Source organism: Paenibacillus nanchangensis, assembly GCF_046543445.1.
Classification (GTDB): domain Bacteria; phylum Bacillota; class Bacilli; order Paenibacillales; family Paenibacillaceae; genus Paenibacillus_AQ; species Paenibacillus_AQ nanchangensis.
This window is the reverse complement of the sequence record NZ_JBHOFD010000010.1, coordinates 97,192-123,161: the sequence shown is the minus strand read 5'-3', so window position 1 is coordinate 123,161 and position 25,970 is coordinate 97,192. Positions and strand designations below refer to the sequence as shown.

The 25,970-nt window shown below is 57.8% G+C and carries 23 protein-coding genes and 1 pseudogene; 2 read left to right on the top strand and 22 right to left on the bottom strand.

The genetic code is table 11. From position 1 onward, the window contains the following. Positions 1-160 precede the first annotated feature (160 nt). The gene (locus ACE6ED_RS09770) at positions 161-898 is read left to right on the top strand and encodes a TraR/DksA C4-type zinc finger protein (RefSeq protein WP_410826923.1); all 738 of its coding nucleotides are present in this window, start codon (positions 161-163) and stop codon (positions 896-898) included. Positions 899-942: 44 nt separating this feature from the next. Here the strand turns inward: ACE6ED_RS09770 and ACE6ED_RS09765 are convergent. The 16 genes and pseudogenes from ACE6ED_RS09765 to murA all read right to left on the bottom strand — a co-directional run. Beyond that, a pseudogene (locus ACE6ED_RS09765) lies at positions 943-1,191 on the bottom strand (DUF5665 domain-containing protein); the annotation flags it as partial. A 491-nt stretch (positions 1,192-1,682) separates the two neighbouring features. Further along, the gene (gene ileS, locus ACE6ED_RS09760) at positions 1,683-4,775 is read right to left on the bottom strand and encodes an isoleucine--tRNA ligase (protein ID WP_410826922.1); all 3,093 of its coding nucleotides are present in this window, start codon (positions 4,773-4,775) and stop codon (positions 1,683-1,685) included. Positions 4,776-5,312: 537 nt separating this feature from the next. After that, on the bottom strand, positions 5,313-5,798 hold the full coding sequence (locus ACE6ED_RS09755) for a DivIVA domain-containing protein (protein ID WP_410826921.1): 486 nt from the start codon (positions 5,796-5,798) through the stop codon (positions 5,313-5,315). Positions 5,799-6,231: 433 nt separating this feature from the next. Beyond that, on the bottom strand, positions 6,232-7,014 hold the full coding sequence (locus tag ACE6ED_RS09750) for a YlmH family RNA-binding protein (RefSeq protein WP_410826920.1): 783 nt from the start codon (positions 7,012-7,014) through the stop codon (positions 6,232-6,234). Positions 7,015-7,023: 9 nt separating this feature from the next. Next, positions 7,024-7,266 (bottom strand): YggT family protein, encoded by a 243-nt coding sequence (locus ACE6ED_RS09745; protein ID WP_410826994.1) that lies wholly within the window; start codon positions 7,264-7,266, stop codon positions 7,024-7,026. Positions 7,267-7,297: 31 nt separating this feature from the next. Continuing rightward, positions 7,298-7,750 (bottom strand): cell division protein SepF, encoded by a 453-nt coding sequence (locus ACE6ED_RS09740; protein ID WP_410826919.1) that lies wholly within the window; start codon positions 7,748-7,750, stop codon positions 7,298-7,300. Then, positions 7,750-8,442, bottom strand: a complete 693-nt coding sequence (locus ACE6ED_RS09735) for a YggS family pyridoxal phosphate-dependent enzyme (RefSeq protein ID WP_410826993.1) — start codon at positions 8,440-8,442, stop codon at positions 7,750-7,752. Before ACE6ED_RS09735 ends, ACE6ED_RS09740 begins: the two co-directional genes overlap by 1 nt. Positions 8,443-8,451: 9 nt before the next feature. After that, positions 8,452-9,297, bottom strand: a complete 846-nt coding sequence (gene pgeF, locus ACE6ED_RS09730) for a peptidoglycan editing factor PgeF (protein WP_410826918.1) — start codon at positions 9,295-9,297, stop codon at positions 8,452-8,454. A gap of 73 nt (positions 9,298-9,370) precedes the next feature. Continuing rightward, positions 9,371-9,685 (bottom strand): YlmC/YmxH family sporulation protein, encoded by a 315-nt coding sequence (locus ACE6ED_RS09725; RefSeq protein ID WP_410826992.1) that lies wholly within the window; start codon positions 9,683-9,685, stop codon positions 9,371-9,373. Between the two features lie 245 nt (positions 9,686-9,930). Continuing rightward, complete coding sequence (gene sigG / locus ACE6ED_RS09720; protein WP_410826917.1) at positions 9,931-10,713, bottom strand: RNA polymerase sporulation sigma factor SigG; 783 nt, start codon at positions 10,711-10,713, stop codon at positions 9,931-9,933. Between the two features lie 77 nt (positions 10,714-10,790). Further along, positions 10,791-11,510, bottom strand: coding sequence for an RNA polymerase sporulation sigma factor SigE (sigE, locus tag ACE6ED_RS09715; protein ID WP_410826916.1), 720 nt, complete (start codon positions 11,508-11,510; stop codon positions 10,791-10,793). Positions 11,511-11,576: 66 nt separating this feature from the next. Next, a complete protein-coding gene (gene spoIIGA, locus ACE6ED_RS09710) occupies positions 11,577-12,545 on the bottom strand; it encodes a sigma-E processing peptidase SpoIIGA (protein WP_410826915.1) in 969 nt (322 codons plus the stop codon). A gap of 294 nt (positions 12,546-12,839) precedes the next feature. Beyond that, a complete protein-coding gene (gene ftsZ / locus ACE6ED_RS09705) occupies positions 12,840-13,958 on the bottom strand; it encodes a cell division protein FtsZ (RefSeq protein ID WP_410826914.1) in 1,119 nt (372 codons plus the stop codon). A gap of 63 nt (positions 13,959-14,021) precedes the next feature. After that, complete coding sequence (gene ftsA / locus ACE6ED_RS09700) at positions 14,022-15,290, bottom strand: cell division protein FtsA (protein ID WP_410826913.1); 1,269 nt, start codon at positions 15,288-15,290, stop codon at positions 14,022-14,024. Positions 15,291-15,520: 230 nt separating this feature from the next. Next, positions 15,521-16,297 carry a cell division protein FtsQ/DivIB gene (locus tag ACE6ED_RS09695; protein WP_410826912.1) on the bottom strand — a complete coding sequence of 259 codons (777 nt, stop codon included), beginning with the start codon at positions 16,295-16,297 and terminating at the stop codon, positions 15,521-15,523. A gap of 70 nt (positions 16,298-16,367) precedes the next feature. Further along, positions 16,368-17,651: a UDP-N-acetylglucosamine 1-carboxyvinyltransferase gene (gene murA / locus ACE6ED_RS09690; RefSeq protein WP_410826911.1), complete on the bottom strand. Its 1,284-nt coding sequence runs from the start codon at positions 17,649-17,651 to the stop codon at positions 16,368-16,370. 180 nt (positions 17,652-17,831) lie between these two features. Between murA and ACE6ED_RS09685 the strand changes: the two genes are divergently transcribed. Then, positions 17,832-18,149, top strand: a complete 318-nt coding sequence (locus tag ACE6ED_RS09685) for a hypothetical protein (RefSeq protein ID WP_410826910.1) — start codon at positions 17,832-17,834, stop codon at positions 18,147-18,149. Positions 18,150-18,389: 240 nt separating this feature from the next. Here ACE6ED_RS09685 and murG read toward each other — a convergent pair whose 3' ends face one another. The 6 genes from murG to ACE6ED_RS09655 are packed head-to-tail and all read right to left on the bottom strand — an operon-like array spanning position 18,390 to position 25,954. After that, positions 18,390-19,499, bottom strand: coding sequence for an undecaprenyldiphospho-muramoylpentapeptide beta-N-acetylglucosaminyltransferase (gene murG, locus ACE6ED_RS09680; RefSeq protein ID WP_410826909.1), 1,110 nt, complete (start codon positions 19,497-19,499; stop codon positions 18,390-18,392). A gap of 5 nt (positions 19,500-19,504) precedes the next feature. Beyond that, a complete protein-coding gene (spoVE, locus tag ACE6ED_RS09675; RefSeq protein ID WP_410826908.1) occupies positions 19,505-20,602 on the bottom strand; it encodes a stage V sporulation protein E in 1,098 nt (365 codons plus the stop codon). A gap of 48 nt (positions 20,603-20,650) precedes the next feature. Further along, a complete protein-coding gene (gene murD / locus ACE6ED_RS09670; protein WP_410826907.1) occupies positions 20,651-22,072 on the bottom strand; it encodes a UDP-N-acetylmuramoyl-L-alanine--D-glutamate ligase in 1,422 nt (473 codons plus the stop codon). Positions 22,073-22,075: 3 nt separating this feature from the next. Further along, positions 22,076-23,041 (bottom strand): phospho-N-acetylmuramoyl-pentapeptide-transferase, encoded by a 966-nt coding sequence (mraY, locus tag ACE6ED_RS09665; RefSeq protein ID WP_410826906.1) that lies wholly within the window; start codon positions 23,039-23,041, stop codon positions 22,076-22,078. Between the two features lie 25 nt (positions 23,042-23,066). Further along, positions 23,067-24,470: a UDP-N-acetylmuramoyl-tripeptide--D-alanyl-D-alanine ligase gene (locus ACE6ED_RS09660; protein ID WP_410826905.1), complete on the bottom strand. Its 1,404-nt coding sequence runs from the start codon at positions 24,468-24,470 to the stop codon at positions 23,067-23,069. Continuing rightward, positions 24,467-25,954 carry a UDP-N-acetylmuramoyl-L-alanyl-D-glutamate--2,6-diaminopimelate ligase gene (locus tag ACE6ED_RS09655; protein ID WP_410826904.1) on the bottom strand — a complete coding sequence of 496 codons (1,488 nt, stop codon included), beginning with the start codon at positions 25,952-25,954 and terminating at the stop codon, positions 24,467-24,469. Before ACE6ED_RS09655 ends, ACE6ED_RS09660 begins: the two co-directional genes overlap by 4 nt. Between the last annotated feature and the right edge of the window lie 16 nt (positions 25,955-25,970).

The following is a 25,970-nucleotide window of genomic DNA, read 5'->3' as shown; positions in this document are numbered from 1 at the left end:
TTGTAGCACAGCCCTAAAGAACCCGTCTATTGCGGTTAAACCATCTAAGTGCAGCCGATAAACTATTTTCCAGCGCTAAAAAAAGCTCCTGCGGCGCACCCTACCAGAGAGGAAAGCCGGCACAAAGCCGGCCGGCTACGAACGAAAGGGGTAATGAGGCATGAACCATCTGAGTTCCACCCAGCTTGCGGAGCTCCGTGAAACCCTGCTGCAGCGGAGACAGGAGGTGACAGACCGGATCACGAACACCGACCACTACGGTATGGGCGAATCGCTGCGGGACAACACCGGCGAGCTGTCTCCGATCGATAATCATCCCGGCGACCTGGGCACGGAAATGTTCGAAAAAGGCAAGGACCTGGCTTTGATGGAACGTGACCGGCTGGAGCTGGACGACATCAGCGCCGCGCTGGAGGCGATGGATGCCGGCACCTACGGTCTCGACGTCATTACGGGCGAACCGATACCGTTTGAGCGCCTGCAGGCCGTTCCCTACACCCGTTTTACAAAAGAAAACTCGCCCCGCCAAGCCCGGCCGAAAACCCGTCCGGTTGAAGAGGAATTTCTTGATCCTCCCTTCGGCCGGACCAGCCTGGATGACCGGGGCGATCAAAACGGCTTTGACGGAGAGGATTCCTGGCAGGCCGTCGCCGTTTACGGGAACTCGAACACCCCCGCTCTGGCGGAAGGCCGGGAAATCGGCGATTATAACCAGATGGAGATCGAGGACTACGAAGAACAGGTTGGTTTTGTCGAGCCTTATGAGAACTTTATCGCTACGGATATAACCGGCACAGAGGTCACCGTTGTCCGCGGACCGCATTATAAGCAGTACATGGACTCCGGGGAGGGCAGCTATCTGCTTGATCCGCTGTATGACGCCGAAGACGAGGTTTAACACAGCAGCGTTCCGGTTCCCTTAAGCCTGCAGAGCACCCGCGGTTAAAATGTCTTCAGCTCCAGCTGATGCTGTACAATCCGGACGATATCGGCAATGTAATCCCCGATAATCGGCAGATTTAAGGCTCCGAGGCCTTGCAGCACATAAATGATCGTCGCCGCAAAAAAAGTAAAGCCAACCGCAATCCCGACACCCCGCGCCGCACCGGAGAGCACATTAAGCCAGATGAGCCGCCATGGCGAATGCAGCAGCTCCGTATATTGGGCGATTCTGGACTTCTCCATCTGCTGTGTCAGCTTCAGTGTCAGACTGTACACAGCATTTAGCTGCTCCGTCGGGTCCGGTCCCGGTGAGTTGAAGCCGGGGACCGGACCTGCGGTCCCGCGGCGGCCTTGATCCGGCGGCTCCGCCGCATTGTTCCAGCCTTTTTCCCGCTGCTCTTCTTCCGCCCTATTCTCCGGCGCTGGCGTTTCGGCGCGGCCAGGCGCAGATTCTGCCCTGCCGGCGTTCACCCGGACGGACAACCGCTGCTTTTGCCCCTGCTGATCCTTGTCTTCCTCCACGGATAAGGCCCTCCTTCGGACCCGCCCCGCAAAAACAGCAAACGAGCCCGGCTTCCCGGCAAAGGCGGCAGCGCGCCATCCCTTGCCAAAAGCCTGGGGCTCGTTTAATTTTGCGGCCGAAATAATAGGCGGGCCTATATTTCCCGCATAAACGGGACAACCCCGTCTATACTTGTGCCGCTAGTATATGCCGCCCGGCAAGAAGTCATTCGTGCCGTTTAGCCGCCGATATGGATGCCGATGCTGCGGCCGCCAAGGTCGACGTTCTCGAATTCCCGTTCTCCGCCAAAATCCAGCGTCTGAATCAGCACGTTATCCCGCAGCACATGCTCGAACGCCGTAACGGCCGCCCGCAGCTCTTCGTCCAGCTTAAGCGTAAGCTCCACGCGCTTTTCAATCGGCAGATCCAGACGTTTGCGGTAGTCCTGCACGGCCCGCACAATCTCGCGGACCCAGCCTTCCTGCTCCAGCTCCGGCGTGATTTCCGTGTTCAGCGCGACGGTGATCCCGTAACCCGAAGCGGAAGCAAAACCCGGTTTCGCCTGCTTTTCGATCAGCAGCTCCTCGGCTGTAACCTGCAGCTCCTCGCCTTCAGGAGACGTCACCTGCAGGACGCCTTCCTGCACAACCTTCCGGGTTGCGCCGCTGTCCATCCCTTTCAGCAGGCCTTGGAGGAAGCCGACGTTTTTGCCGTATTTTTTGCCGGCCACCTTCAGGTTCAGCTTCAATGTAAAATCAACAAATCCGCTGTCGCTTGTCTCCAGCACAATTGACTTGATGTTGATCTCGTCTTTGACGATGTCCTCGTACGCTTCCACATGGAAGGTGCGGTCCATCGATACGATCAGCTCGGACAGCGGCTGGCGCGTCTTGATGCCGGACTCGTTCCGGACGTTGCGGGCGAGCTCGACGATCTGGCGGGCGCTCTCCATATCCTGCTCCAGCTCTTTGTCGATCAGCGTTTCGTCCGCCTTCGGATAGTCGGCCAGATGGACGCTTTCCCCGCCGCCCAGGTTAACGAAGATGTCTTCGGCAAGCATCGGCATAAACGGCGCCACGATTTTGGCTGTATTCAGCAGCACATAAGTCAACGTGCGGTAAGCGTCGAGCTTCTCTTCGCCCAGCCCGCTGCCCCAGAACCGGTCGCGCGAACGGCGGATATACCAGTTGCTCAGCTCGTCGATAAAGTTTTCAATCGCTTTGGACGAGTTGACGAAGTCGTTAACCGCAAGCCCTTTCTCCACCACAAGGATCAGACTGTTCAGCCGGGACAAAATCCAGCGGTCCAGCTTATGCTCCGACAGCTTAAACGGATGTTCGGATGGCTCATAACCATCAATGCCCGCATACAGCGTCAGGAACGCGTGTGTGTTAACCAGCGTATCAACCACTTTGGACTTGGATTCGCCGACAAGCGAACGCGAAAACCGCTTGTTGTTCCACGGCGCGCTGTCGGACAAAATCGCCCAGCGGAACGCATCCGTGCCGTATTCGTTCATGATGTCCCAAGGGTTGATGACATTGCCTTTGGACTTGGACATCTTTTGGCCGTTTTCGTCGAGGATGTGGCCGGTCGCGATTACCGCCTTGTATGGGGCCACGCCTTTGAACAGCGTCGATACCGCCAGCAGGCTGTAGAACCAGCCGCGGGTCTGGTCAATCCCTTCGCAGATCATATCCGCCGGGAACTGGTCGCTCAGCCGGTCTTCGTTCTCAAACGGATAATGGCTCTGCGCAAACGGCATCGAGCCGCTGTCGAACCAGACGTCGATGACTTCCGGGGTGCGGACCATCACGGCGCCTTCCTTGAACGGGCTGCGAAGCTTGATTTCGTCCACAAAAGGCTTGTGCAGCTCGATGTCCTCCGGCACAAAATCCACCGCCATGTCCCGCAGCTCCTGAATGCTGTGCGGCGCATATTCTTTACCGGTCTCCTGGCAGACCCATACGTTAAGCGGCGTTCCCCAATAACGGTTGCGGCTGATGTTCCAGTCTACCAGCTCGTCAAGGAATTTACCGAACCGGCCTTCCCGGACATGCCCCGGGTACCAGTCAATGCCGTTGTTGTTTTGGATCAGCTGGTCTTTGATGTCCGTTGTTGCGATGAACCAGCTGTCCGTCGCATAGTACAGCAGCGGGGTGTCGCAGCGCCAGCAGAACGGATAGCTGTGCTCGTATTTTTCTTTGCCGTACAAGAGGCCGCGTTCGGACAATGCTTTTACGATATCCAGATCGCAGTCTTTTACGAACCGTCCGGCAAAATCAGTAACTGTATCCGTGTATTTGCCCGAACCGTCGACCACGTTAACAAAAGTGATGCCGTTCTCCCGGCATGTCTTGTAGTCGTCTTCGCCATGCGCCGGGGCCATATGGACGATCCCTGTACCGCTTGCGTCCGTAACGAAGGAGGCGCCAACAACGACGTTGCTTTTCTCCGCCTGGATGAAGTTAAACGGCGGTGTATACGTTTTGCCAACCAGCTCGGAGCCCTTCAGCTCCGACAGCACGGTGTAGTCGCCTTTCATGACTTCTTCGGCCAGGTTTTTGGCCACGATGTAGACCCCGTCCGCCTGCTGCGCCCGCACATACGTCATGTCCGGGTTCACCGCCAGCGCCATATGCGCCGGAAGCGTCCAAGGCGTCGTCGTCCAAGCCAGCACGTATTCGCCGCTGTCGTCCAGCTTAAACTTGGCGGTCGCACTCAGATCCTTCACCGTCTTGTAGCCCTGCGCCACTTCGTGGGAGCTGAGGGTGGTCTGGCAGCTTGGGCAATACGGGCTGACGCGGTGGCCGCGGTACAGCAGCCCTTTTTCATGGACCGTCGCCAGGATGTTCCATACGCTTTCGATGTAGCTGTTGTTCAGCGTGATGTACGGATTATCCAGATCGGTCCAGTAACCGATGGCTTCCGTGAATTCCCGCCACTGCTTTTCGTAACCAAATACGCTGTCCTTACATTTTTGCACGAATTTCTCTACGCCGTATTCTTCGATTTCATGTTTGCCGGAGATTCCCAGCTGCTTCTCGACGCCCAGCTCGACCGGGAGACCGTGCGTATCCCAGCCCGCCTTACGGATGACGCGGTACCCGCGCATCGTCTGATACCGGCCGATAAAATCCTTGATCACCCGGCCAAGCACGTGGCCGATATGCGGCGCGCCGTTTGCCGTAGGCGGTCCTTCGTAAAAGACGTAATTCGGGCGTCCCTCCCGGTTCTCCATGGATTTACGGAACGTATTTTCGTCGCTCCATTTTTTCAGGATACGGACGTCTCTCGCCCGCGCCTGTTCTCTGACATCAACTTTTTGCATGTCCTGCTCCTCCTTTATCTTTGCTGCATGCCTTGTTCCGCTAACTTTGGGCAGAACCCTTGGCCTAAACGCAAAAAACGCCCCGCCCCCAAGGGGCGAGACGAACGCTCGCGATACCACCCTAATTCACCGTATGCACCGCCCAACACAAAAGGGCGCCGGATACGGCAACTCATGTCCGCGCCTATAAGGACGCGGGACCGGAATAACGTCCGGCGGACGGCTCGGCTTACGCACGCATTCCGGCGCTTCGGCTTCGCTTCTCGGGGAAGATCTTCGGGCAAGGGTTGAACGCCGGCTTTCAGCGGGTGCCGGCTCTCTGGGGATCATCGCCTTGTCGTACTGGTCCCGTCATAGAATTTCAGATCTGTAAACAAATTCAGCTAGATATAGTTATAGCCTCTTTGCTTTCGAATGTCAACCGCATCCGGGCAGGCGTCTTACGGTAAAAATGCTTTGGCGTCCCCGCAAAACGGCAGCGGTCCGGACGTTAAGCCGGCAGCTTTACGCCTTTTGCTGCCTCGCGTCAGATGAATTTCAATAAACCTCTTCCGCGGTTTCCCGGCTCTCCAGCGCATCCCAGTCATCCTGGGAAAGCAGTTCCAGCTGCGCTTCCACCAAGGTGCGGAAACGGGTCCGGTAGATGGACGCCTGCTTGCGGAGCTCTTCGATTTCCACGGCAATTTTGCGGGATTTGGACAGCGCTTCGCCGATAATGCGGTCGGCGTTTTTCTCCGCTTCCTTGATAATCAGCTGGCCTTCCTTCTTGGCGTTGTTCTTGACTTCATCAGCCGCTTCCTGAGCCACAATGATGGTCTTGGACAACGTCTCTTCGATATTCGTGAAGTGGTCCAGACGCTCCTGGATGGCCTGCAGCTGGGCGTGAAGTTCTTTGTTTTCGCGGATGACGCTTTCGTAATCTTTGATGACCTGGTCCAGGAATTCATTGACTTCGTCCTCGTCATAACCGCGGATTCGCCGGGCGAACTCCTTGTTATGTATGTCGAGCGGCGTTAATGGCATGCTGTGCACCTCCTGAATATTTCGAACCTCTTCGCCTGGTACGCCTGCAGTACTGTTTCTGTGCTGCTACTTCTGTGCGGCTCGGAACGTCATCGGTCAGCGCAGAAGAGATGTGTCCCTTACAGGCGGGCGTGGAACACACACTATACAGCCGTTGGCCACAGGGTGAGTCTGGCTGCGCCGCCTCGGCGCCGGACTCTGCTTCCGCTTATGAATCCTGCTCATGCGGACCGCCTTGCCCTGTTATGGAACCTTCCAGCCCCTATAGCTTGACGCATCTTTAAAGTATGGGGCTTTCGCCCGGCATTTCATGCGCTCCGCGCAGCCGTTCTATTGTATTGTATCGGCGGCCGGCTGAAAAAATGTTTGCCATGTTTGCCGGCTCTTGAGAATATCCTTTTCGACAGCCGGATTCGAATTCCTGCAAACCGGATCAGACAAATTTGCCGACACTTACCCGGTACCTGCCTTTTTTCGTCAGATCGCCTGCCTCCAGCACGCGAAACCGCCCGAAGCCTTGGACGGAAACAACATCGCCGGCTTTGAGCCCGGCGGACGGGTCTTCCTCCACCTTCCAGTTCACACGGACGCGGCCCGCTTTGATCGGAGCGAGGATCTTGCTCCGGCTGACCCGGCACACCTCGGAGGCGATGCCGTCCAGTCGGAGCGAAGCGACGGTGAATTCCATTTGCTCCAGCCGGGTCTCGGCGACGCGCAGCCCGGAGACGGGTAGAATCTCCGTCCGGACCGCCACCCGGTGCACCTGGTTCAGATGCAGCGCCAAATAATCGGCGATATCCGCAGCTACGACGGTATGGCAGCCGTCCTCCAGCACGTGGATATCGCCGATTTTTCCGCGTTTGATGCCAAGACCTAGCAGTGATCCCATATAATCGCCGTGTTCCAGCGGATGGTGCTTTGCTTCGACCGGCTCAATCTGCAGCACCCTGACGTTCATATCCGCGCTCTCCAGATCGGCATAGTCGGGGGCGACCAGCGCCCGCTGCCGCTCCGCCGATTCATGCCCGCCTTCCCATCTGACCGCTACGTCGGGTTCGCGGTTTACAAGCGTTTGCAGAATAAAACCCTGTCTTGGATCAAGAAAGTCAGTCAGCTTCGTCTCATGATAGCTGGCGGCATTCGAGACCCACTCCCAGGCCCGGTCTACAAACTCCCGCTCGTCGGGATGGAAATGTCCGTAAATTTCATTTTTCATAAGCCGGCCCTAAAAGAAATAAAACAGAATGGACAGCAGACCTCTTTGGGCGAACTGCAGAACGAGCAGCGCGATAAAAGGACTGATATCCAGCATGCCGAACAGCGGCGGAATAAACCGGCGGAACGGAGACAAATAAGGCTCCACCAGCTTGGCGAGCAGCTCCCCGATAAAGCTGTCGCGGGCATTAGGCAGCCAGGACATCAGCACATAAATAAAGATCATCCAGAAGTAGATGTTGAACAGCATCATAATTATATTTGCAACTTGAACCAAAACCCGTTCACCTCATCCTATTGTTGTAGTCCGGATCGTCTGCCAAAATTTCCGAGATAGACCCTTGAATTTCCACGGTGTCCGGGGTACATAAAAAAATGTTGCCGCCGATCTTGGAAATGCCGCCTCCCAGCGCATATACCGTTCCGCTCAAAAAGTCGATAATCCGCATTGCCTGTTCGCTCCGGATCCGCTGCAGGTTCACAACAACCGTGCGGTGGGAACGCAGATGGTCCGCAATTTCCTGCGCTTCATCGTAAGAACGCGGTTCGTTCAGCACCACTTTGACGTTCTTCTGCGAATGGATGCTGACCACGTTGCCGCCTCTCGGATTCTTGCGGGTCTCCATCGGAATCGGTTCAACCTCTTCCTCTTCACGGGAAGCGATCCGTTCCCGTTCCACGACCTCTTCTTCCTCCTGTAAGCCCAAAAAGCTCATAAACCGGTTCATGACGCCCATCACGTTCCCTCCTCATGGCCTACTAATACGGAACCCAGACGCACCCATGTCGCGCCTTCCTCGACTGCCACTTCAAAATCGTTTGACATGCCCATCGACAGCTCGGTAATCGGCTCGCGCGTCAGGCCTTCTCTGTTCAGCCGGTCGCGCAGCTCCCGGAGCCCCCGGAACACCGGGCGGGTCGCCTCCGGCTCCGCTTCGTAAGGGGCCATGGTCATCAGTCCGATCACCTTGATCCGGTCCATCGCCGCAATCTCGTTCAGGAAGGCGGGAACATCCTCCGGGCGCAGTCCGTATTTGCTCTCTTCCCCCGAAATGTTCACCTGAACAAAAGCCTGAACGGTCAAATCCTCCGCGGCCGCTTTGCGCTGCAGTTCTTTCGCCAGCGACAGCCGGTCCAGCGAATGTATATATTGAAACTTCCCGATGACATCCTTCACCTTGTTCGTCTGCAGGTGTCCGATGAAATGCCAGACGCCCTTGTCCCCAAGCGCACGCCACTTGCTTTCCGCGTCCTGCCAGCGGTTCTCTCCAATGTGCAGCAGCCCCTGTTCCAGCACTTCAGCCGTCTTCTCCAGCGAGACATATTTCGTTACCGCGATGAGCTTGACTTCTTCAATGCTGCGGTTGCTGTTCCGGCACGCGCGTTCGATGCGCTCCGTTACTTCGGCGATTCTGTCATGCAGTGTCAAGGCCAACGTTCAACTCTCCTTTAATCCGACGAAGCTGGCCATCCTTCCGGTCGTCCCTCCATCCTTGCGGTAGGAGAAGAACTCATCATGGTTGCAGCTTGTACACCAAGTAGTACATTCGATATGCGTCGGCAAAATTCCTGCTTTAATCATAATCCGTCGATTTAATTCTTTCAAGTTCAGCACGGACTTGCCGCTGCCTGTCCCGCGGGCCACGGGTAGATCACCTATCTGATCCTCGTCCATCCCCTCCAGCACCCGCCGGACCTCAGTCATTACCCGTTCGTCCACCTCGTAACAGCATTCGCCGATACTTGGGCCGATGGCGGCCAGCAGCCGTTCGGGCCGGGTGCCGTACGCTTCGCCCATCCGTTTCACCACAGCCGCGGCAATTTCGGCAACGGTGCCTTTCCAGCCGGCGTGGGCCAGCCCGACCGCCGGGCGGTCCGGATCAAAAAAATACAGCGGCACGCAGTCCGCATAAAACGACGTCAGCAGCACGCCGGGGACATCCGTCACCAGCGCATCCGTATCGGCAAAAGCGGAAGCCCGGTCCAGGCTGCCCCGCCCTTTATCGGCAGCGGTGACTACGGCCGCTTCGGACCGGTGCACCTGCTCGCCGCAGGTCCAGTCCTGCAGTCGGTAGCCCAATGCCCCGGCTACGGCCTCCCGGTTGCGGATCACATCCGCCGGGTCGTCTCCGACATGAAACGCAAGATTCAGGCTCGTGTAGGGAAATGAGCTTACGCCGCCTTTTCTTCCGGTGAAACCGGCGGTAATCCGGGAATCCCGGGCTCCCCAAGGCTCCAACAGATAGATTTCGGGTTCTTTGTTCTTCAAAACAAACGGTTCCATCCTCTCACCTCCGCTCCAGTGTACCATAAAACTGCCGGAAGCCGCTTTGGCGCTACATAAAAAAGGCGCTTCGTCAATACGAGCGCCGATCCATCCGGTCCATCCGGTCTCCCCGCTCCAGGTAGACGGTTTCCCGTTCCTCCGGCGGCAGCTTGACCTCATCCATCTTCACCAGCACGACATCCGAGCCGATCTTGACAATGTTCCGCCACGGGATGATCAGATCCGTCCCCCCGCCGAACAGCCCCATGAACCGCGTGTAGCCGGGCACAACAATCGCCTCAATGACGCCCCGCCGGAGATCAAGCTCCAGGTCGCTGACCTGGCCGAGCCGTTTCCCGTCCACAATGTTGATGACATCCTTTGTCTGAAAGTCGGAAATCTTCATTTTTTTGCCGGAAGCCGTATCCTGATTCACCCTGCCGCCTCCTCCAGGCCGTTATCGCTTATTACCCATTTATATGAGGTCTGCAGGGGGGAACATGTCAACCCGGACAAAAAAGAACGCCAGCGGCAGATGCACTCCCCAGTCGCACGGCGAGGCTGTCCGCTTGCGGCGCGCAAACGGGACAGCCTCGGGATTCCTGCCGAATGCTCCGGTTAGCCCGCAGCGGGCGGGAAGAGCATTCGCTTTTAGGTTTTTACATGCTTTTGCATTTGCTGAATCGCCGACTTCTCCAGCCGTGACACCTGTGCTTGGGAGATGCCGATTTCCTCCGCTACCTCCATTTGGGTTTTCCCTTCAAAAAAACGCATGGACAATATCCGTTTTTCCCGCTGGCCGAGCCGCTGCATCGCTTCGCGAAGCGCAATTTCTTCGATCCAGGATACATCTTTGTTTTTGTCGTCGCTGATCTGGTCCATCACATAAATGGGATCGCCGCCGTCATGATAGATCGGCTCAAAGAGTGATACCGGGTCCTGTATCGCATCCAGCGCGAACACGACATCCTCTTTCGGCACGCCCAGCGCTTCGGAAATTTCGAAGATGGTGGGCTCCCTCGAGTTTTGGTTCGTCAGGTTGTCCCGAACCTGCAGCGCCTTGTAGGCGATGTCCCGCAGCGAACGCGACACCCGGATCGGGTTGTTGTCCCGTAGATACCTGCGGATTTCGCCGATAATCATCGGCACCGCATACGTGGAAAATTTGACGTTTTGCGATAAATCAAAGTTATCGATGGCCTTCATCAGCCCGATACAGCCGACCTGGAACAAGTCGTCCACAAGCTCGCCGCGGTTGTTGAACCGCTGGATGACGCTCAGGACCAGTCTCAGGTTTCCATTAACCAATTTCTCTCTGGCGGACCGCTCGCCCTGCTGCTGCAGCGACGTGAACAGCTCCCGCATCTCCACGTTCGTCAGAACGGGCAATTTGGCGGTGTCCACCCCGCAAATCTCGACTTTATTTCGGGTCATGATGATTAACCTCCCAAGGAGAAACATTAATGTACATTATCTCCCCGGCGGTCCATTTTATTCCTTGCTGAGCGTCCTCAAACCATCTTGTTGAACTCCTTGCGCAGGCGTTTGATAATCCGCTTCTCCAATCGCGAGATATAGGATTGGGAGATGCCGAGCAGGTCGGCCACATCCTTTTGCGTCTTTTCCTCGCCGCCTCTAAGGCCGAAGCGCAGCTCCATAATCAGGCGTTCCCGCTCGGTCAGCTTCTCCAGCGCTTTTTGCAGCAGCTTGCGGTCCACCTGTTCTTCGATGTTCCGGTAAATCGTATCATTTTCGGTGCCCAGCACGTCCGACAGCAGCAGCTCATTGCCGTCCCAGTCGATATTCAGCGGCTCATCGAACGAGACTTCGCTGCGCGTTTTGTTGTTGCGGCGGAGGTACATCAATATTTCATTTTCGATACAGCGAGAGGCATAGGTGGCGAGCTTGATTTTTTTTTCGGGGTCAAAGGTGTTGACCGCCTTAATCAAGCCAATCGCTCCAATCGATACCAGGTCCTCAATATTGATGCCGGTGTTCTCAAATTTCCGTGCGATGTAGACGACCAGCCGCAGGTTGCGCTCAATCAGCATGGCCCGGACGGCCGCATCGCCGCTTGGCAACCGCTGCAGAAGAAAATCCTCCTCCTCCCGCGTTAGCGGCGGCGGCAGCGCCTCGCTGCCTCCGATATAGTAAATCTCCTGGCTTTTCAGCCCAAGCAGAAACAGCACCCGGTAGTATTGCAGCTGCAGTCTCATTCTCCAATTCAGCATGTTACGTTCCTCCTCCAAGAAGTGGGCGGTCCGGCAGTCCACGCCCCTCGTAGGCAAGCGGCCGGTTTATGCCCCTTCCCCTGTCCGCGCCAAGTCCGGATGAATGACGGCGCGGTATGCCCCTTCGCCGGACAGCGTGCCGCCGTCCAGCCCGATCAACGCCCGTTCGCTTCGGTACACTGCTTCGCCCATCGTTACCGTCACCTTATCGGGCTTCAGCGCCAGCATAAAAGCGGACGCGCGGTTGATGCCCCGGTAAGGGACCAGCCGCACCCTGTCCTGCCAGGCAAACGCGGGCCCGTCCGTTTCCAGCAGCAGGCGGTCCGCTCCGTCTTTCGAGAGCCGGCCTTTCCAGGCAGCCGGCAGATGATCCTCCCAGAGCTCCGCCTCCATCACCATCACGGGAGTGCGGGTCAGAGGGTCGCTCAGCCGGTTGCCCGTGTCGAGCAGCCCTTGGCAGGTAACGGTAACCCCTGCAATTTCCACTTCCACCGTCCCGATGTACGACATCAGCCGGTCGCGCCGTATCCGCGAAGCATACACGGCCTTGAATCCGGCCAATACAACCGCCAGCGCGGCGAGCACAAACCAGAAGCCGATCTTCAGCCGGTGGGCGATGCCGCCGGAAGAGGTAAACAGCAGGCCGTTCCAGATATCGCCCGAGCTTTGCAGCAGATAATGCAGCCCCAAAATCCCGCCTGCTGCCGCAAAATTGATAACATAAAACGCTCCCACAGCCCGGGTGAAGCCCTGCAGTCCCGGATAGCCAAAGGTAATCAGCAGCATGACCAGGGACAGCGCAAATTTCACCAGGAACATATACAGGAACGACAGCTCGGGCACAAACATCATCAGCACATACGACGCGCCCGCCAGTGCGCCAAGCAGCAGCCTGCGCAGCCTGAGCTTATGCCGGATCATCCAGCCGGTCAGCCACAGGAGCGCCCCGTCGATCAGCAGATTGGCGGCAAACATCAAATCGAGATACACGGTCAATGCATACACCTGCCCAACTGCGCTTGAGCCGGCCGCCATAAGACGGCTGCGCTCTATTTTTTGGACGATATGCTTAGTATAGGAAGTACGAGACTCAATGTCTGTCTAATCATGGGTGCAGAGACGGACTTTTTTTGTCGAGAAAAAAAGCAGCCTGCAGTAGTCTGTCCGGATGCAAAAAAAACCGCAAAGCGATCCCCTTCCCTCTAACGGGTTCGGGTGCTTTGCGGGAAATTTCGGGAGATTATGTTTGGTGGTCAGACAAAAAACACCGCGTTCCTGCCGGAGCGGGAGCGCGGTGTTGCGGATGCTGTGTCTAGAGAATGATAGAAATCAGTCATTGTTGTGCGTACCGCGGGTGCGGTTGCGCAGGAAAGTCGGAATATCAAGCTGGTCGGGACTTGTGTTATTCCCGAATGGACGCAGGTTCGCATTCTTGTCTTGTGCCGGCTCGCTTTGAGGCGTGGCAGGACGGCGTCCAGGTACGACAGGCGGAGCTTTGTGCTCAAAACCCGTGGCGATTACCGTTACTTTGATATCGTCTTTCATGTTCTCGTCGATGATTGCGCCGAAGATCATGTTCACTTCCGGATCGGAAGCGGAGGTTACAATTTCGGCGGCTTCGTTGACTTCATAGAGCGAGAGATTGATGCCGCCGGTGATGTTCATGATTACCCCGCGCGCGCCTTCAATCGATGTCTCCAGGAGCGGCGACATAATCGCTTTGCGGGCCGCTTCCGCTGCCCGGTTCTCGCCGTTGGCGATCCCGATGCCCATCAGGGCCGATCCGCGTTCGGTCATAATGGTCTTCACGTCAGCGAAGTCAAGGTTAATCAGGCCCGGTACGGCGATCAGATCGGAAATGCCCTGAACGGCCTGCCGGAGCACGTTGTCCGCTTCGCGGAACGCTTCCAGCATCGGGGTCTTCTTGTCTACAATTTCGAGCAGCCGGTCGTTAGGAATAACGATCAGCGTATCGACTTTTTCCTTAAGGGCTTCGATTCCAAGCTCCGCCTGGTTCGACCGCTTACGGCCTTCAAAGGTAAACGGACGGGTGACGACACCTACTGTCAACGCTCCGCATTCTCGCGCGATTTCAGCGATAACCGGCGCGGCTCCCGTTCCGGTGCCTCCGCCCATGCCCGCGGTAACGAACACCATATCCGCGCCTTTCAGCGTATTCGAGATCAAATCGCGGGATTCTTCAGCGGCTTTTTTGCCGACCTCCGGATTCGCTCCGGCTCCCAGCCCCCGGGTCAGCTTGTCCCCGATTTGCAATTTATGCTCGGACTTGGCCATGTGCAGCGCCTGGGCGTCTGTATTAACCGTGATGAATTCCACGCCCTGCACACCGTTCTCGATCATCCGGTTGACCGCGTTGCTTCCGCCGCCCCCTACGCCGATGACCTTAATCTGGGCCAAGCTCTCCATTTCGAAATCAAATTCCAACATATTGTTCCATCTCCCCCTCGATTAGTGCCTGGATGGCCGGTCCGAGTTTATTTGGACTTACGCTTATATGAAATCGCTGAAAATATTCTTGAGCTTGTCCATGATTCCCTGCTTGCGTTCCGCCGGTTCCGGCTTCGGCGCTGCGGTTGCCGGCTTGTTGCGGGCCGCCGTCTTCTTGTTAGCGCCGGCAGGAATACTCCGGCCTCTGAAGCTGCGGACCACATGGTGAAGAATACCGACACCTCCGGTGAACCCGGGATCGCGCACGCCAATGTAATCCGGCACGGCAATGCGCACCGATGCGGCAAGCTCCGATTGGGCCGCCTTGAGAACACCCGGCATGGACACAGTGCCGCCCGTAAGTATATAACCCCCGGGGAGCTCCGTATAACCAAGCCGTTTCACTTCCTGGCGGATCAGTTGGAAAATCTCCTGCACACGCGGCTCGATAATTGCTGCCAGGTCCTCCTGGTTGAACTCTTTCTCGACATTGCTGCCGATTCGGACGACTTTGAATACGACGTCCGCCGCGGCGTCGTCGATCCAGGCGCAGCCGTACTTCAGCTTCACCTTCTCAGCCTGATCGGTCAACGTCCGCAGACCGTAGGCAATGTCGCTTGTCACAAACTCTCCGCCGATCGGGATCGTGGAGGTAGCGACCAGGGAACCCTCTTCGTATACGGCTATCGTTGTTGAACCCGCACCGACATCCACCAGTACGGAGCCCATGGTCTTCTCGTCCTTGGAAAGGGCCAGACCGCCGGCTCCAAGCGACATCAGCACAAGATCCTTGACTTTCAGTCCGGATTTCTCCACACAGCGCAGCAGGTTATGTATGGGGGTCTTGGCACCGGTGATAATCGTCGCATCCGCTTCCAGCCGTACGCCGATCATTCCCCGGGGATCCTGAATGCCTTCGAGTCCGTCAACGATATATTGCTTGGCGACAACGTCAATGATCTCGCGTTCCGGGGGGAGGGCGATCACTTCCGCGGCCTTCAGCACGCGTTCAATGTCGTCTTCCCCGATCTCCCGGTCTTCGTTCTGCACGGCCACAACGCCATGGCTGGACTGGAGACCGATATGGTTGCCGGATATGCCGACATACACCTCGGATATCTGAATGCCGACCATCTGCTCCGCATGGTCCACCGCATTTTTAATGGACTGCACCGTCTGGTCGATATCAACGATTGCGCCTTTGCGTATACCCTCTGAATCGGCTGAGCCGACTCCGATAATATTTAAGGTTCCATTGGTTACTTCTCCGATGATTGCCCGAACTTTGGATGTACCGATGTCCAAACTAACAATGATGTCATTGTTGCTCAAGCCCTATGGCACCTCCCGAATAAAAAAATGAATGATAAAGAAATTGGCGGGCGTAAAATAGCTCTTCTACATATTCAACGCGCCCTGACCTTTCCCTCTTTTTTCTACAAATTTTTTGGCTGGAAGGTTATGCCTATCCGCTAAAAAATCCGGAGAAAAAAGAGGGAGACAAGCGTTACAGCCCATAAAACCGATTGTAGCATTTTTTACTCCCCATTAGTAGGGACTTTTTACTCTTGTGCAGGATCTGCATCCTCAGTCTGGCCTTCTTCGTCAGGTGCCTCCACATAAAACGGCACATAAGAATCAGCCTCAAGCATCTTGATTAATCCCGGCTGTTCAGTCTCGATGACCTGATTTAAATATTCCACCTTGTCCCCCAGCAGCGAAATTGAGGTGATGACCTCAAACCGGGAACGGGTGTACAGCTTAATCCGGTCGGGAAAAGACAGCGTCGGCGACGGCACGATCTCCGAAATGTCGCTGGTCAGCTCATTGGGTATCTCGCCAAGCACCTTGCACAGCTTGGCTTTGAAGCTTGCAGAGCTGTCCCAGCCGGTAAGAATCGGCTTCTCCACCGCAATCCCCGCTTCATCCACAGGAACGGAGGCGCCGCTGGAGAGAATCGCCTTTAAGCTTCCCTGCCCGTCCAATTCATAAGCGACAGCCGGAAACTCTTCGACCGTGATGGTGACATCTCCCGGAAATTTGGTCTTGACGACCGCATCCTTGACGGTGCTCAGCTTCTTCAGCTCTTCCGCCACCTCCTCCTCCGACACGGCAAAAAATTGTCCGCCTATGCGGATTCCGCTCTGCTGCAGGAGTTCGGCTTCCGTCGTAAACTTGTTTCCTTGGAAGTGAATATCCGTAATCCGGCTCACGGACGAACGGAAAAAAATCACGGCAAGCAGCGCGATAAACAGCAGCAGAAGCAGCAGCGTGAGCTTGCGGCTCGGTTTTCTTTTGGGCTTGTCCTCTTTCAGGACGGGAAGTCGGGTAGTTGACATGTTCGATTTCTCCGTATTGTATCCCGTCTCCCCCACTGCCGGGTCCGCACGCGGGAGGAGACAGGTCATATTAATTGGCCAAGTCCAGCGGTCCGGGCACCGGTACCTTGCGGCTGATCCGCCCGCCCAGCTTCTGAAACAGCTGCTCGATCCGGTCGTATCCCCGGTCGATATGATGAGCCTGTTCCACGATGGTTGTGCCCTGGGCGGCCAGCCCGGCGATGACAAGCGCGGCTCCCGCGCGGAGATCCGTCGCTTCGACCGTGGCTCCATACAGCCGCTGTACCCCGCGGATAAATGCCCGGTTCAGATCGGTTGAAATTTCCGCTCCCATGCGGTTCATTTCCTCCACATGCTTGAAGCGTCCCTCGAATACTGTTTCCTTGATGACGCTGAAGCCGTCGGCCAGCGCCAGCAGCACCATGACCTGTGACTGCAAATCCGTCGGGAAGGAGGGATAAGGAGAGGTCACCACGCGTTCCACCGCGCGGGGCCTGCCCATACAGCTGATATTAATTATATCATTGCAGACTGCGATTTGAACACCGGCGCGCTTGAGCACATGAATCAGGGAGGTCAGATGCGCCGCGTTGGTCCCGGTCAAAGTTACATTGCCGCGCGTCGCGGCGGCAGCAATCATCACCGTGCCCGCCACAATCCGGTCGGGAATGATTTCGTGCGTGCAGGGCGTAAGTCTTGTGACTCCCCGGATCGTGATCGTATCGGTCCCCGCTCCGATGATGTCAGCGCCCATGGCGTTCAGAAACTGCTGGAGGTCCTGGATTTCGGGTTCTCTGGCCGCCCCGGAAATCGTAGTTGTGCCTTCCGCGGTGGCGGCGGCCATCATGATATTTTCCGTTGCGCCCACGCTGGGATAGTCCAGATGGATCTCGGTCCCTTTCAGCCGGGCGGCCCGGCAGACGATCTGCCCGCTGCGTTCCTCAATGCTCGCTCCAAGCGCCTGCAGCCCCCTTAAGTGCAGGTCGATTTTGCGTTCGCCGATCGCACAGCCGCCGGGCTGATAGATCGTCACTTCGCCAAACCGGGCGAGGAGCGGGCCCATCAGAAAGATCGACGATCTCATCTGGGACATCAAATCTTCCGGAACATGCGCCGTATGGGCGGGCGCCGTGTCGATCGTCACCGTTCCGCCTTCATGTCTGGTGCCGCAGCCCAGCCGGTTCAGGATGCCGAGCATTGTCTCGATATCCAGCAGCTTCGGCACATTGTGCAGTGAGTGAACGCCTTCGGCCAGCAGGCTCGCCGCCATAATCGGCAGCGCGGCATTTTTCGCTCCATGGATACGAATGGTGCCTGACAGGGGAAATCCGCCCTCAATCACCAATTTGTCCAATGTATCACCTCCGAGTTCACCGCTCACCCACCACAAACACTTTTGCAGCCAGCTTGCAAGGAGCTTCCGGCTGGCCGCGTTAGACGGCTGCATGCGGCCGGACCGTACAGCAGGCCAATCAAGCTTGCCAGCCAGGCAAGCAGGGACCGTCATGCGGCCAACAAGCAGGCAAAGACCGTCATGCCGGTCAGCCGGCAAGCGAAGACCGTCATGCCTGCCAGCAAGCGGGGATCGTCATGCCTGCCAGAAGCAGAGACCCTCATGCTGGTCAGCCAGCAAGCAGTAACCGTCATGCTGGTGCTGGTCAGCCGGCAAGCGAAGACGTCAGCCGGGAGGGCTAGAAGGCCCCGCCCCCGGCAAAGCGGCCGACCGGCTAAGCAAGCCGGCATTGTCTGTTACGCCATAGTCCTGCTCCGCGCTATCCTGCCTGCGGATACAGCCGCCGGACCGGCTGCCGCGTTCCTTACGGCCGCGATCCGCTTGCCGTCCGGTTCTTAGGCCGCCTGCTCTGCTCTCCCCCATATCCGCACTGCCGCCGCAGCGGAACAAAGCGGCAAAACATGGAGGCAGAGCGTCAAGAGCAGCCTTTAAAAAACGGTCTAAAGGGGGCCCGGATACGCCGCTGACTGCTGTGCAAAAGTGTCTGGGTGATTGTCACGATTATAGGATATCCTATGTAACATGACCTTAGGTGGTGACTGGAGGCCCCGGAGGCGGCCAAATGTGCGCCACATGCCGTTATTTGCGCCGGGCAAGCGCCCGCAGTTCTTCGGTGATCAGGGATGCCGCATCGCGTTTGCCCAGCCGGCGGGCCGCCGCGGACATCCGCATACGGACCGCTTCGTCTCCGATCACGGCGCGGACCGCCTCATGCAGCTTCTGCCCCGTCAGCTCGCGCTCAAGAATCACCGAAGCGGCGCCTTCCCGCTCAAGCTGGCGGGCGTTCGCTTCCTGATGGTTGTTGGTCACATTTGGCGAAGGAATCAGCACGGATGGAATGCCAAGCGCCGTAATTTCGGCGAGAAACGAAGCGCCGGCCCGGTTGACGATCAGCGAGGTAGCGGCAAGCACCTCCGGCATGTTGTGCACATAAGGGAGCACATGCAGCCAGTTTGGCAGCCCGCCGAGCTTTTCGCGCAGTCTTTTTCGCGTCTCCTCGTAATAGGGTTCGCCCGTAACATAAACGTAATGAACCCCTTTACCCTTACCCGCAAGCGGGGCCATGTCAATCATCGCTTCGTTTATTGCCTTCGCTCCGCGGCTGCCGCCCACTACAAGCACAACCGTGCTGCCGGAAGGAATGCCGAGACTGGCGAAACCCCGTTCGGGATTAGCCGCCGCCACCGTCGTCGCCCGCGGATTGCCTGTGTAGATGACCTTTTTTCCTGAAGGAAACGCGCTTTCGGTCCCTTCAAAGCTGACGGCCACCGTATCGGCGTACCGGCTCAAAAATTTGTTCGTCAGTCCCGGAATCGCATTCTGCTCGTGGATCATGCAGGGAATGCCGAGCTTGGCGGCGGCGTAAACAACCGGACCGCAGACATATCCGCCGGTCCCGATGACCGCATCCGGCTTGAACTCTTTCAGCAGCTTTTTGGATTCTTTGACTCCGCGCAGAAACCGCATGACAGTCCGCACATTCTCCATCGACAGCTTGCGGCGGAACCCCGTAATGTCGATCGCTTCAAAAGGAAGGTTCTCCTGGGGCACCAGTTTGCTCTCCAGCCCCCGGGTCCCTCCGATATACAGAAAAGCGGAGCCCGGTTCCTCGGCCTCCATCTGCCTTGCAACGGCGACGGCCGGGTAAATATGTCCGCCCGTTCCGCCGCCGGATAATACGATGCGCATAGCGCTCACCTCGCATAACGGGATAAATTCAGTAAAATGCCGAGCGCGGTCAGCATCAGCGTCAGCGAAGAACCTCCGTAGCTGATCAGCGGCAGCGTAATGCCGGTGACCGGCATCAGTCCGATGACCACGCCGATGTTGATGACCACCTGAACGGCAACCATCGAGACAATCCCGACGGCAAGGTACCCGCCGAAACGGTCGGGCATCCCCATTGCCACGCGCATGCCGCGCCACACCAGAACCATAAACAGCGCAAGCACCGTGATCCCTCCGATGAAGCCCAGCTCCTCCGCCAGAATCGAAAAAATAAAATCCGTCTGCGGCTCCGGCACATAGCTGTATTTTTGCCGGCTCATGCCAAGTCCAAGCCCGCCGAGGCCGCCGGGGCCGATGGCGTACAGCGACTGGATGATCTGGTAGCCCGCTCCAAGCGGATCAGACCAGGGATCAAGGAAAGCGGTGATACGCTTCAGCCGGTAAGGCGCGGCCGCAATCAGTCCGGCAAAACCGGCGACCCCGGTAAGCCCGAGCAGCGCCAGATGCTTCAGCCGTGCGCCAGCCGTAAACACCATCATCAAAGTGGCGCCAAGCATCACCGTGCCTGTCCCCAAATCGGGCTGCAGCATAATCAGGCCAAACGCACTGCCGATCAGCGCCAGCGGCGGCATCAGCCCTTTCATAAACCCTGAAATGTCGTAATCATCCCGTCCCAGCCAGTTCGCCAGAAACAGAATCATCCCAAGCTTCATGAATTCGGACGGCTGAATGCCGAAGGAGCTGATGCCAAGCCAGCTGCGCGCGCCGCCGCGCACAACCCCGATTCCCGGGATCAGCACGATCACCAGCAGAATGAAGCAGACAATCAGCGCGGGCCGCGCCATTTTGCGCCACACCCGGTAATCCGTATTTGCCGTCACATACATTGCCACAAGGCCGAGGCCGGCGAACAGCAGCTGTCTTTTGACAAAATAAAACGGATCGCCGTAATTGCGGAAGCCAAGGACCGAGCCGGCGCTGTAAACCATGATCATGCCGATCGTCAGCAGACACAGAATCGGAATCAGCAGCCAGATATCGGGTGCGGGCCGGGATTTGTTCATGGGAGCACACCTCTTGCTTGCGTAGTAGGGGCTTATCCGCCCCCCTACTTACAGGTTATGCACCGCCTCTTTAAAAATACGCCCGCGCTCCTCATAGGAAGCGAACATATCCCAGCTCGCGCAGGCCGGAGACAGCAGCACCACGTCTCCCGTGTCCGCGAGACGGTGCGCTTCCCTTACGGCCTGCCGCAGCACATCGGCGGCGCTCTCCCCAGCATCGACCGAAACGATGCGTTCTACACCGGCCAGCTTCGCCACACCCGCCAGCTTCCCGCGGGTCTGTCCCAGCGCCACAACCGCCTTGACCCGGCCTTCCAGCACCGGCAGCAGCTCCATATAGTCGGAGCCGCGGTCCAGGCCGCCGCAGATCAGCACGATCGGCTGGCGGAAGGAGACAAGCGCCATAGCCGTTGCTTTGGAGTTGGTCGCCTTCGAGTTGTTGTAGTAGGCCGCGCCGTCTTTGTCGGCAACATACTCCAGCCGGTGCTCCACACCGCGGAACGACCGCAGCGGCGCTTCCAGCTTGTCCGGAGCCGCGCCGGCAGCAATGGAAATGGCGCACGCCGCCAGCGCGTTTCCGACGTTGAACTGGCCCGGAAGCGCAATGTCGCCGATCCGGACAAGGGTATGCCGGTTCCCGTCCGCATCGCGGTAGACGATTGAACGCTCAACCTGGTCCTCCGTATCCGGCAGATAGCTTGGGCTGGCAAAAACGCCTTCCTCCAGCTCCTCGGTCATCGAAAACGGCAGAATCCGGCCACGCATATACGGAACGAGGCTGCGGCAGAACGGGTCGTCCCAATTGAGGACGGCCGTGTCGCCTTCGCCTTGATTCGCGAACAGCTTGGCTTTGGAGCCGACGTAATCCTCCATGCCGCCGTGATAATCCAGATGCGTTTCGGCAATATTCAGCAGCGCGCCGATCCGCGGCCGGAATTCCTGCGTCCCTTTCAGCTGGAAGCTGCTCAGCTCGGCCACCATCCAGTTGCCGGCGTCGGCTTCCTGGGCGGCTTCGCACAGCGGGGTGCCGATGTTGCCGGCCACAATCGGCCGGAGTCCGGCCGCCCGCAGCATTTCGCCCACCCAGGTCGTCGTCGTTGTTTTGCCGTTCGAGCCGGTGATGCCGATGATGGGGGCCGCGCAGATGCGGGAGGCGATTTCCACTTCGGTCACCACTTCAATCCCCAGCTCCAGCGCCCGGGCTACCGGCGGCGCACTGTACGGAATGCCGGGATTCTTTACGACCAGCGCCACACCGGCATGGATCAGCCCTTCGGGGTGTCCGCCGCATAGAACAGAAATTCCCAAAGACTCCAGCTCGGAGGCTTCGGGACACTGTTCTCTATCTTTTTTGTCATTGACTGTAACGATTGCTCCGCGTTCATGCAGCACCTTCGCCGCCTGCACGCCGCTCTTGGCCAGTCCAAGAACGACAACTTCCTTGCCGCTGTATTCATCCGGATGTTTCATGGTTTACAACCCCTTGCTGATATAAAGTCCCAGACCGGCGAGCACCAGGCCTACGGCCCAAAATGTCGTGACAACCCGCCACTCCGACCATCCGCTAAGCTCAAAGTGATGGTGAATCGGGCTCATTTTGAAAATCCGTTTGCCGCGCGTCTTGAACGATGTCACCTGAATGACAACCGACAGCATTTCGACAACAAACACGCCGCCGATTACGAGGAACAGCAGCTCGCTTTTGGTGACGATGGCAATCGCGCCAATTGCGCCGCCGATTCCAAGCGAACCGGTGTCGCCCATAAACACCTTGGCAGGGTGCGCGTTAAACACCAGGAAGCCGAGCACCGCGCCGATCATGGCCGCCGCGCATACGCCCGCTGCAATCGAGGTCGCCTGCATCGCGACAACCGCGTAGGCTGCCAGTGCGATGGCGGACGTGCCTGACAGCAGGCCGTCCACGCCGTCCGTAAAGTTAACAGCGTTCGTGATCGCCATCATCATCACCACGATAAACGGGTAGTAAAACCAGCCGGTCCAGTCGAAGCTGATGTCTGTGCCCGGTACGGCAATGGCCGTACTGTGGCCTGCGGAGATCAGCAGCGCGCACATCGCGGCGCCTACAACAAGCTGGCCCAGCAGCTTTTGTCTCGGCGTCAGTCCCAGCGACCGTTTAAAGACGATTTTGATGTAGTCGTCCAGGAAACCGATCAGCCCGTAACCGAGCGCGGCGACAAGCAGTACGTAAAAGTCGGTGTTGACGACGGAAAATTTCAGAAAGGCCAGCGTAAACGCAACTATGATAATGATGCCGCCCATCGTCGGCGTGCCCGCTTTTTTCAAATGGCTCTGCGGCCCGTCGTCTCTGACCTGCTGTCCGAATTTCATTCGCCGCAGCAGCGGAATAAAGAGCGGAGCGGCAATGACCGCAAGGATAAAGGATACGGCGATAGTCAGTAGTAGCAGTTGATAATCCATGGGTTCACCCCCTCCAAAAGTATGATCAGCTCCGCTGTGCGGAGGCCAGCAGCGCGGCCGCCGCTTCTTCCAGTTTCATCCCGCGGGACGCCTTGAACAGCACGATGTCGCGTTGTCCCGCTAGCTTCGCCAGCTCGCCGATCAGCTCAGCTTTGTCCTCAAACGCGTGCACCCGGTCCGTTCCAAACACGGCAGCGGCGGCTTCGGCTGTATGCCGGGACAGCGGTCCGTATGTGAACAGGCGGTCCACACGGTCCGGGTCGAGGTATTCGCCGATTTCAGCGTGGAATCTGGCTTCGTCCGGTCCCAGTTCCAGCATGTCCCCCAACACGGCGATCCGGCGGCCGCTGCATTTCATGCCCTGCAGCACATCAATCGCGGCTTTCATCGAAAGCGGACTCGCATTATAGGCGTCGTTCAGCACGGTCAGCCCGGACGGTGCGGTGATGACTTCAATCCGCATGCCCGTCAGCTTGAGCTTCTCCAAGCCGGCGGCCATTTCTTCTGGCGTGACGCCGAAATGCCCGGCCACCGCCATGGCCGCAAGCGCGTTGACGACATTGTGCAGACCCGGCAGCGGAAGCGTAAAGGCGCGTTCGCCATACTTGAAGGTGGTGAAGGTCACGCTTTGCCCGTGGTTCATAATGCCTGTAGGGTAGTTGTCGTTGTCTTGGGACAGGCCAAAACGGTAAGGAACAGCATCCCCCGCAGCAGCGAACTCCGGTTCCTGAAGAGCGGCCGCCAGCAGCGGCTCGTCGCCATGGTAGACGAACAGGCCGCCCGGACGGAGTCCAAGGACAATCTCCAGCTTCGCACGGGCGATCTCTTCCCGTGAACCAAGCTGCAGCAGATGCGCTTCGCCCACGTTTGTGATCACCGCCGCATCCGGGCGGGCGATGTTGGTCAGCACCGCGATTTCGCCCCGGCCGCTCATGCCCATCTCCAGCACCGCGATTTCCGTATCCTCCGGCATCGACAGCACCGTCAGGGGCAGTCCGATATGATTGTTGAAATTGCCGGACGTCTTATGTACGCGGAAACGGGTCTCCAGCAGTGCAGTGACCATGTCCTTGGTTGTGGTTTTTCCGTTGCTGCCCGTAATGCCAACGACGCGGCAGCCGGTTTCCGCGAGATATGCGGAAGCCAGCGCCTGCAGCGCGGCCAGCGTATCCTCGACGAGGATAACCGCTCCGTCCGGCGCTTGACCGCGGCCTCGCTGCCAGAGCGTTGCTGCTGCGCCCGCTTCCAGCGCGGCGGCGGCATAGCCGTGCCCGTCATACTTGTCGCCAACCAACGGCACAAACAAGCTGCCCGGGACAAGCTTGCGGGAGTCGGTAACGACTCCCGCAACCGTTATATTGTCATCCTCCGGACGGCTCAGTTCTCCGCCGCACATGGAGGCAAGCTGTGCGAGTGTTCTTTTTATCAATGTCTCCGGCCCCTTATCCATTCTTTGGCAACCAGCCTGTCATCAAAATCCAGCACGGCGCCCTGAATCAGCTGGTAGGTCTCATGACCTTTCCCCGCAATCAATACTACATCGCCGGAGCTTGCCATATCAATAGCCTTTCCGATCGCTTCCTTCCGGTCCACAATCAGCTCATACCGGTCCGAAGACACCCCGTCTTCACGCAGGCCGGCTTCGATATCCTGAAGGATGAGCTGCGGATCTTCCGTGCGCGGATTATCCGAGGTTACCAGCACATGGTCGCTGTAACGGGCTGCGATTTGGCCCATAATCGGCCGTTTGGTCCGGTCGCGGTCCCCACCGCAGCCAAATACGGTCAGCACCCGGCCTTCCGCAAATTCACGCACGGTGCGCAGCACGTTCTCCAGTCCGTCCGGCGTATGGGCATAATCGACGATGACCGCGTAGGGCTGGCCTTCGTCCACCGGCTCGACACGTCCGTCGACACCCGGCACCGCTTCAAGGCTGGCCTTGATCTGCTCCAAAGGGATATTTTCCAGCAGCGCGGCTGTGATGGCGGCCAGCGCGTTGTATACATTGAACTTGCCGACCATCCGCAGCTTGATATCCGCGGCGCCCGCAAAGGACTCCACATGGAACGAGGTGCCTTTGGCGGTAATCGAAATCTGCGAGGCTCTCACGTTGGCAGGTCTATCTATACCGTATGTAATTACCTCGGCCGCCGTCTGGGCTGCAAAGTAACCGGAGGCTTCATCATCCGCGTTAAGAACAGCGTATTTCCGCTCTTCCTTCCAAGGAGAAATGGCATTGCCCAAACGGGAGAAAAACAGCCCTTTTGCTGCCCGGTATTCCTCCATCGAATGGTGATAATCCAGATGGTCCTGCGTCAGGTTGGTGAATACCGCTGTCCGGTAATCCGTCCCTTTGACCCGTCCCTGCACAAGCGCATGCGAGGAAACTTCCATCACACAGCAGGCTACGCCCTGGGAAGCCATATTGTGCAGATGGCGCTGCAGCTCCAGCGCTTCCGGCGTTGTCCCGGACGTCGGATAGCTTTGTCCGCCGTAGCGCATCTGGATCGTTCCGATCAGACCGGTCTTGATGCCATGGTCGAGCATAATTTGTTCGATCAGGGAGGTGGTTGTCGTTTTGCCGTTGGTCCCCGTAACACCGATTACTTTCATCCGTCCGCTCGGCGAGCCGAAAAAGACATTGGCCAGCACGGCCATCGCAAACCGGCAGTCGTCGACGACGATCTGCGGCAGGCCGGTTTCAAGCGGCCGCTCGGTTACCAGCGCAACAGCTCCCGCCGCTTCCGCCTGCGGCGCGTAATCATGTCCATCGACCGTATGTCCCGGCAGACAGATAAACAAGTCGCCGGGCTTCACTTTGCGGGAGTCGATCTGCAGGTCGGCTACTTCCACGGAGCCGTCTCCGATCAGACGGGCGGCTGCCAGACAGGAAGATAATTCGTTAAGCTTCATCACTATCCCTCACTCT